6 protein-coding genes are annotated in these 7,060 nt (G+C 76.2%); 3 read left to right on the forward strand and 3 right to left on the reverse strand.

The genetic code is table 11. The features are described from left to right. The first annotated feature begins 114 nt into the window (after positions 1-114). A complete protein-coding gene (locus ACFY60_RS08935; RefSeq protein ID WP_388609069.1) occupies positions 115-432 on the forward strand; it encodes a hypothetical protein in 318 nt (105 codons plus the stop codon). A 23-nt stretch (positions 433-455) separates the two neighbouring features. Here the strand turns inward: ACFY60_RS08935 and ACFY60_RS08940 are convergent, their stop codons facing one another. Continuing rightward, a complete protein-coding gene (locus tag ACFY60_RS08940) occupies positions 456-1,187 on the reverse strand; it encodes an RDD family protein (RefSeq protein ID WP_388609071.1) in 732 nt (243 codons plus the stop codon). 89 nt (positions 1,188-1,276) lie between these two features. Continuing rightward, positions 1,277-2,749: an RDD family protein gene (locus ACFY60_RS08945; protein ID WP_388609238.1), complete on the reverse strand. Its 1,473-nt coding sequence runs from the start codon at positions 2,747-2,749 to the stop codon at positions 1,277-1,279. Positions 2,750-3,044: 295 nt separating this feature from the next. Here ACFY60_RS08945 and ACFY60_RS08950 point away from each other — a divergent pair, with 295 nt between their 5' ends. Further along, complete coding sequence (locus ACFY60_RS08950) at positions 3,045-3,536, forward strand: SsgA family sporulation/cell division regulator (RefSeq protein WP_388609073.1); 492 nt, start codon at positions 3,045-3,047, stop codon at positions 3,534-3,536. Between the two features lie 95 nt (positions 3,537-3,631). Here ACFY60_RS08950 and ACFY60_RS08955 read toward each other — a convergent pair whose 3' ends face one another. Then, entirely contained in the window at positions 3,632-4,999 is a 1,368-nt protein-coding gene (locus tag ACFY60_RS08955; RefSeq protein WP_309051844.1) for an FAD-linked oxidase C-terminal domain-containing protein, read from the reverse strand. A 199-nt stretch (positions 5,000-5,198) separates the two neighbouring features. On the opposite strand from ACFY60_RS08955, the gene ACFY60_RS08960 reads away from it, so the two are divergent. Next, positions 5,199-6,656 (forward strand): hypothetical protein, encoded by a 1,458-nt coding sequence (locus ACFY60_RS08960; protein ID WP_388609075.1) that lies wholly within the window; start codon positions 5,199-5,201, stop codon positions 6,654-6,656. Positions 6,657-7,060 lie beyond the last annotated feature (404 nt).

Here is a 7,060-nt window from a genome sequence, read left to right on the forward strand (position 1 = left end):
CGTGCACCGGTGGGTGGATCGGGTCACGCTTACCCGCCGTTCCCCCCGGGCATCGAGCGTCGTAGAGTCGACCCGATGTCCGGAGGGGCGATGTCCGGAGGGGTGGTACCCGTCATGCAGCGTCCGCACGCGCGTTCGCTCCCGCTCGTCCACGGTTCGGCCGTCGTCGTCCTCGTGACCGCCACCCTCCTGCTGCTCTCCGGCACGACCTCCGTCCTCGGCATCGGCGCGGCCTGCGCGGTGGGTCTCGTCCTCGGCGTGCTGGTCGCGGTGACGTCCTCCGGCGTGCGGGGCAGGGCCGTACGGGCCTCCGCGCCGGCTCCCGCTCCCGGGGCGCCCCCGGGGACGGTCGCGGGACGGCCGGACGGCACGGAGGTCCGGGTGCCGGCTCCTCGCGCGAGGACGGAGACCGGGACCCGAACCGGTTCCTGAGCGGCCGTCCGCCCGCCGCGCCTCTAACGCGGCGCGGTGACGACGACCGTCTTCGCCGCCTTGTCGTGCAGACCCTGCTTGTACGGCTTGTCGACCAGGATCAGGATGAGCAGGAGCAGCGGCCACAGGCAGGCGCAGCAGATCAGCGCGGGCAGCCACAGCACGACGGCCCGCAGCAGGGACTGGCTCATCGGCGGGGTGGAGCCGTCGTTGAGCATCGCGACCCGCAGGCCCATCAGCTTCTTGCCGACCGTCCGGCCGTTCCTGGCCGTCATGACGGTGTCGTACGCGACGTAGGCGACGATCGTGAGGAGCTGGAAGACCCACTGGCTCCCGCCGTTGAAGGTGGTGACCGTGTCACCGAAGTCGTCGCCGTTGACCGTCGACCGGTCGTAGACGTCGAACGGGATGCCGATGATCGCGAGCGGGACGGCGATGATCAGCCAGTCGATGAGCCGTGCCAGGATGCGCCGGCCGGGGTCCGCCAGCGGCGGCATCCCGGCGAGCGGGTCGGTCCCGCCGTACCCGCCGCCGTAACCGCCGTACGGGGGCGGGGGCGGCGGCACGTCGCCGCCGTACGGGGAGCCGTAGGGGCTTCCCGGCGGGGAGTCGTACGGCGAGCCGGGCGGCGGCCCCCCGGGGGACCCACCCCCGGGCGGCGGCTGTCCGCCGGGGGGCGGTGCGGGCTCCCCGGGCCTCTTGCGGAACGGGTCCTCGTCGGGCGGCGGGCCGGGCGGCGGCTGGTCGGTGCTCATGGGGGCAGTGCATCCCGGGGCGGAGGGCCCCGCAAGAAATCACCGCCCGGTCGGGGGACGGGTCACCGGTCCGCGCGGGCGTGCCGGCGTCAGCGGGCGACGAAGGTGCCGGCCGCCTTGTCGTGCCAGCACTGGCGCCAGGGGCGGTCGAAGAGGCACCACAGCACGTTGAGCACACCGACGGCCAGCACGCCGAGCACGGTGTAGAGGAGCCAGCGCCGCAGGGCCTTGCCGAAGGTCGGCGGCTCGTGCGCCTCGATGTCCCGTACGTGGATCCCGCACAGCTTCTTGCCGAGCGTGCGGCCCCACTTGGCGGTCGGCAGCGCCTCGTAGAGCAGACCGAGGACGAAGAACGCGGCGAGCGCGATGCCGAACTGCACCGAGGTCGTCGAGTCCACCAGCCACACCTGGACGGTGACGCCGGACTGCTTCGCCGCCTCGATCTTGGCGTCGATGTGTTCCAGGGCGGCCGTCACGAAGGGGTAGGAGGCCCCGCCGATCAGGGCGCCCAGGACCAGGGTGTCGACCAGCCGGGCCAGCAGCCGCCGGCCGAGCCCTGCGGGCCGGGCGGAGGCCTGCTCCCGGGCCGCCTGGAGGAACGGGTCCTCGACCGGCGGCTTCCAGGGCACGACCGGTTCCTGCGGCTGGGGGTGGGCCTGGGGCTGCGCGGGGGCGGGGGCCGGGGGCTGCGCGGCGGCCTGCGGGTGGGGCTGCCGGGGCTGGGCGGGCGCCTGGGGCTGCGGGGACGGCTGCGGCTGCGGGGTCCAGGCCGGGGTGGGAGCCGGTACGGGGGCGGGTGCGGGGGCCGGAGCCGGTACGGGGGCGGGTGCCTCGGCGGCGGACGCGGGGGTCGGCACCGGGGTGACCGGCATGCCGCCGAGGCGGGCGGCTCCCGCGTCGGCCCGGGGGTCCGCCGGCGACGCCGGGGCGGAGACGGCCTCCCGGGGCTCGGCCGGTGCGCTGCCGCCCGCCACGGGCCAGTCGGCCGGCGTGCGCGGATCGGGCACGACCGGCGCGGTCCGCAGCTGCGCCGGGGGCTCCTCGGCCGTCTCGTGGGGCGCCCCCCAGGAGACCTTCCGGTCGCGCTCGCCGCCGAAGCCGGCCTGTCGTGAGGTGTCCGCCTGCCAGGCCGAGGCGGGCTCCTGCGCGGCCGGTTCCTCGTCGAGGAAGACGGGGCCCGTCTCCTCCACGGCCGGAACGGCGGCGGAGGCCGGCACCGGGCCCGGGGAGGAGGGAGCGGCAGGGGCGGGGCCGGCGACGGGCGCCGGGGAGGCCACGGCGACCCGGTCCGCGGCCTGCGCGGCGGCCGGGGAGGCGGCGGCCGGGGAGGCGGGGGCCGGGGCCGGGCTGGAGGCCAGCACCGGGCCCGCGGGCCGCGCGGCGGCGGGCGGGGTCGGCGGGGCCTCGCCCTCCTTGGGCGCGGGCCGGCTCGTACCGGGCACCCAGGCACCCCCGTTCCAGTACCGGATGTATCCGGGAATGGACGGGTCCGGGTAGTACCCCGCCTGCGGTACCTCTTCGCCGCCTCCAGGAGGAGTAGCCACTGCCCCGACTCCGTTCAGTCACAACGCCTTTGATCCGCACGGCCTCGCGCCCGGCGTGCCGCGCCCCAGGGAGGACAGTAACGAAGAACGTCCCCGAGGGAACGAAGAGCCCGCGAGAAAGCCCGCCTTCGAGCGACACATCCCGGAATCGATCACTCAAAGTGATGTTCGGGCCGTCGCATGAACTGCCCCGGCGGATCTCCCCCGAAGTCCCGGGAAAAAACTTTCCCGAAGTCGCGTAATGAACCGCGTCCGCCTCGCTCTCTCCTGGTGAAGGCCCGACCGGGGCCCGCCCACGAGAGGACGTACGACCGTGCAGAACACCGACAACACCACCGTCGAGCGCGAGCTGGAACTGAGGCTGGTGCTCTCCCCCGAGCGTTCCGTCCCGGTCCCCGCACTGCTCGCCTACCGCACGGACGACCCGTACGCCGTCCACGTCACCTTCCACATCGGCTCCGCGCACCCGGTCAACTGGACCTTCGCCCGCGAACTGCTCGTGGAGGGGGTCTTCCGGGCCTGCGGCCACGGGGACGTCCGGATCTGGCCGACCAAGGTGGAGGGCCGGGGCGTCGTCCTGATGGCGCTCTCCTCCCCCGACGGAGACGCGCTGCTCGAAGCGCCGTCCGCGCAGATCTCCGCCTGGCTGGAACGGACCCTGCGGGCCGTGCCGCCGGGCACGGAGTCCGAGCGCCTCGGCATCGACGAAGGGCTCGCCGAACTCCTGACGGCCTCCGTGACCACCGACGACCTGTGGCTGCGCGACCCGTGGCCCTCGGACGAGTCCCAGGACGGTGAGCTGTGAGCCGGGGCCGCCGGCTCACCCTCGTACCGCCGCCGGGCTCCGTACCTCCTGTCGGGTCCGTGCCCCGGCCCGGGTCCGTACCTCCGGGCGAAGGGTCAGAACAGCTTGCCGGGGTTGAGCAGACCGAGCGGGTCGAAGGTGCGTTTGATCCCGCGCTGGAGCTCCACGCCGACCGGGCCGAGCTCCCGGGCGAGCCATTCCTTCTTGAGCACGCCCACGCCGTGCTCCCCGGTGATCGTGCCGCCGAGGGAGAGGCCGAGGCCCATGATCTCGTCGAACGACTCCCGTGCCCGCCGCGACTCGTCCTCGTCCGCGGGGTCGAAGCAGACGACGGGGTGGGTGTTGCCGTCCCCGGCGTGCGCGCAGACGCCGACGGTCAGCCGGTACTTCTCCGCGATGGCCGCCGTGCCGTCGAGCATGGCGGCCAGCTTGGTCCGGGGCACGCAGACGTCGTCGATCATCGTGGCGGGCCGGATCGTCTCCAGGGCGGTGAGGGCGAGGCGGCGTGCCTGGAGGAGGAGTTCGGACTCGGCCGGGTCGGCGGCCGGGACGACCTCCGTGGCGCCCGCCGCGGTGCACAGCTCCCCGACGGCGGCCAGGTCGGCGACCGGGTCGGCGGTGTCGAAGGCGCACAGCAGCAGCGCCTCGGTCGTGTCGGGCAGCCCCATGTGGGCCAGCCGGTTGACCGCCCGCACGGTGGTACGGTCCATCAGCTCCAGCAGCGAAGGGGTGTGCCCGGCCGCCATGATCGCGCAGACGGCCTCGCAGGCGGCGGCCGTGGAAGGGAACTCGGCGGCCAGGGCCAGCTGCACCGGTGGCCGCGGCTTCAGCGCGAGCACCGCCCCCACGACGATGCCGAGGCTGCCCTCCGACCCGACGAACAGCCGGGTGAGGTCATATCCGGCGACACCCTTGGCGGTGCGGCGCCCGGTCCGCAGCAGCCGGCCGTCGGCGAGCACCACGTCGAGACCGAGCACGTACTCGGCCGTCACGCCGTACTTGACGCAGCACAGGCCACCGGAGGCGGTGCCGATGTTCCCGCCGATGGTGCAGGTCTCCCAACTGGACGGATCGGGCGGGTAGTACAGGCCGTGTTCGGCGACGGCCCGTGACAGGACCGCGTTGACGACGCCCGGTTCGACGACGGCGATGCGGTCGACCGGGTCGATCTCGAGGATGCGGTCCATCTTGACGAGGGAGAGCACGACGCAGCCCTCGGAGGCGTTGGCGCCCCCGGAGAGTCCGGTGCGGGCGCCCTGGGGCACGACCGGGACGCGGAGCGCGGTGGCGGTCCGCATGACGTGCTGGACCTGTTCGACGGTGCGCGGGAGCACGACGGCCGCGGGGGTGCCTGCCGTGCAGAAGCTCGCCATGTCGTGGGCGTAGGAGGCGGTGACGTCCGGGTCGGTGAGCACGGCCCCGTCGGGCAGCCCGGCGCGCAGGCGCTCGTGGAGCTCGGCCAGGGCCCCGGGGTCCGGCGCCGCCCCGGGTTCACGGTCCCGGCCACTCCCCTGCCGGCCGGCCCGGTCCCGCTCGTGAAGATCCCGCTGCTGAAGATCGTCCATGGGTCCAGCGTGGCACTCGGGGCCATCGGTGTGAACCCGCCGGGGCGGGCGCTTCGTCTCCTCTTCGTACCGGGTCCCGCGGGCGCAGAGTGACGCCATGAAAAGCGAGAACGTGGCGCGGTCGGTCCTGCTCGCCGGGGTGGGCGCGGTGCTCGCGGCGACGGCGCTGCTCTATCTCCCCGACCCGGGTCACGAGGCCCCGCCGCGCCCGCCCGGACCCGCCGAGCGGGCGGCGATCGCCGCGCACGCCGGGACGCAGGCCGCCCTGCCCGACCTGGCGGCGCTGATCGGCGACCGCGAGAAGTGGCTGCGCGCCCACCCCGAGGACGCCGTGTCCTGGGCGGTGCTCGGGACCGCGTACGCCGAACGGGGCACGCGTCAGGCCGACGTACGGGACTTCCCCCGGGCCGAGCGGGCACTGCGGCGCTCCCTGGAGGAACGGCCGGCGGCCCGGGGCAACCTGGACGCGCAGCTGGGCCTCGGCGTCCTCGCGGCGGCACTGGGCGACTGGCGGGCCGCGAAGGAGTGGGGCGAGCGCGTACGGAAGGCGGAGCCCAAGCGGTGGACGGTCCATCCGGTGCTCATCGAGGCCTACGGCGGTCTCGGCGACTACGCGGCGGCCCGCAAGGCGCTGGAGGACTACGAGAAGCTGCACACGGGCGCCGCGGTGCGGGCCCGGGCGGCGCAGGTGTACCGCGACCGGGGCTGGCGTGAGGACGCGGGCGCGGCGGCGCTGGACGCGGTGGCGCTCGCCGGTTCGGCGGCGGAGAAGGCGGCGGCCCTGTCCCGGGTCGGGGACCTGGCGTGGGAGCGGGGTGAGGCGGCGGAGGCCCTGGAGCAGTACGGGGCGGCGCTGCGGCTCGTACGGGACCACGGGCCGTCCCTCGCGGGCCGGGCGCGGTCGCTCGCGGCGCTCGGCCGTTCGGAGGAGGCGGGGGCCGCCTGGGAGGCGGCGCTGGCCCGGCTGCCGCTGCCGGAGTACCTCCTGGAGGCGGGCGAGCTGGACGAGTCGCTGGGCCGGGGGACGAAGGCGCGGGCGCGGTTCGAGCGGCTGCGGACGGGCCGCTGGGTGCGGGCGGAGGCGGTGCTCGGGCTGCTGGAGGCGGACCACGGCGATCCGGCGGCGGCGGTGACGCGGCTGCGCGCGGAGTGGGCGCGAGGGCACCGATCGGTCCAGGTGGCGGACGCGCTGGGCTGGGCGCTGTACCGCTCGGGCGAGCCGGAGGAAGCCCTGGAGTTCGCGAAGCGGGCGACGGACGAGGGCCTGCGCAGCGCCTTGTTCTCGTACCACCGGGGCGAGATCGAACGGGCCCTGGACCTTGACGGACCGGCGCGCCGGCACCTGGAGGAGGCCCTGCGGATCCACCCGTCCTTCTCCCCGCTCCACGCCCCGAAGGCGCGCGAGGCACTGGCGGCCCTGGGCGAACCGTCCGAGGAGCTGCCGGCGGAGCTGCGGGGCGCCGCGGGGCGGCAGGTGGGGGCGGCGCGCGGGCAGAGGACGGCGGCCGGCGCACCGGGGGAGGTCCGCGAGGCGGCCGCGGCCTCGGGGGCGTGAGGCGGGAGGGGGCGGGGGCGGGGTCGGGCCCCAGGGGACGGGGACGAGGTCCCGGGCGTGGCGCGGTCCCGGGCGGTGCGGGGACGGGCGGTGCGGGGTCGGGGGACGAGGCCCCGGACATGGCGCGGTCCCCGGCGGTGCGGGGACGGGCCCCCAGGGGACGGGGGTGAGGCGTCCCGGGACCGGCGGCGGGCGGGCCCCGTGCCCCGCCCGGGTCCGGCCCGGGACGCCGGACGGCCGGCCCGCGGGGTCAGGGTCCCGGGGCCGGCCGACGCGAGGGGGTGGGGGGGGGGGGGGCCCCCCCCCCCCCCCCCGCCGCGCGGCGGGGGCGGGGTGGGGCGGGGGGGCAGGACGCGCGCGAGCGCGCCGGCGAGGGGGGGGGGGTTTAGGAGGGCCGCGCCCCC

The sequence above is a fragment of the Streptomyces sp. NPDC012827 genome (assembly GCF_042900905.1).
Classification (GTDB): Bacteria; Actinomycetota; Actinomycetes; order Streptomycetales; family Streptomycetaceae; genus Streptomyces; species Streptomyces gulbargensis.

Coding starts and splice junctions, on each gene's coding strand:
- ACFY60_RS08935 (WP_388609069.1), top strand. CDS start 115: ATGCAGCGTCCGCACGCGCGTTCGCTCCCGCTCGTCCACGGTTCGGCC.
- ACFY60_RS08940 (WP_388609071.1), bottom strand. CDS start 1,187: ATGAGCACCGACCAGCCGCCGCCCGGCCCGCCGCCCGACGAGGACCCG.
- ACFY60_RS08960 (WP_388609075.1), top strand. CDS start 5,199: ATGAAAAGCGAGAACGTGGCGCGGTCGGTCCTGCTCGCCGGGGTGGGC.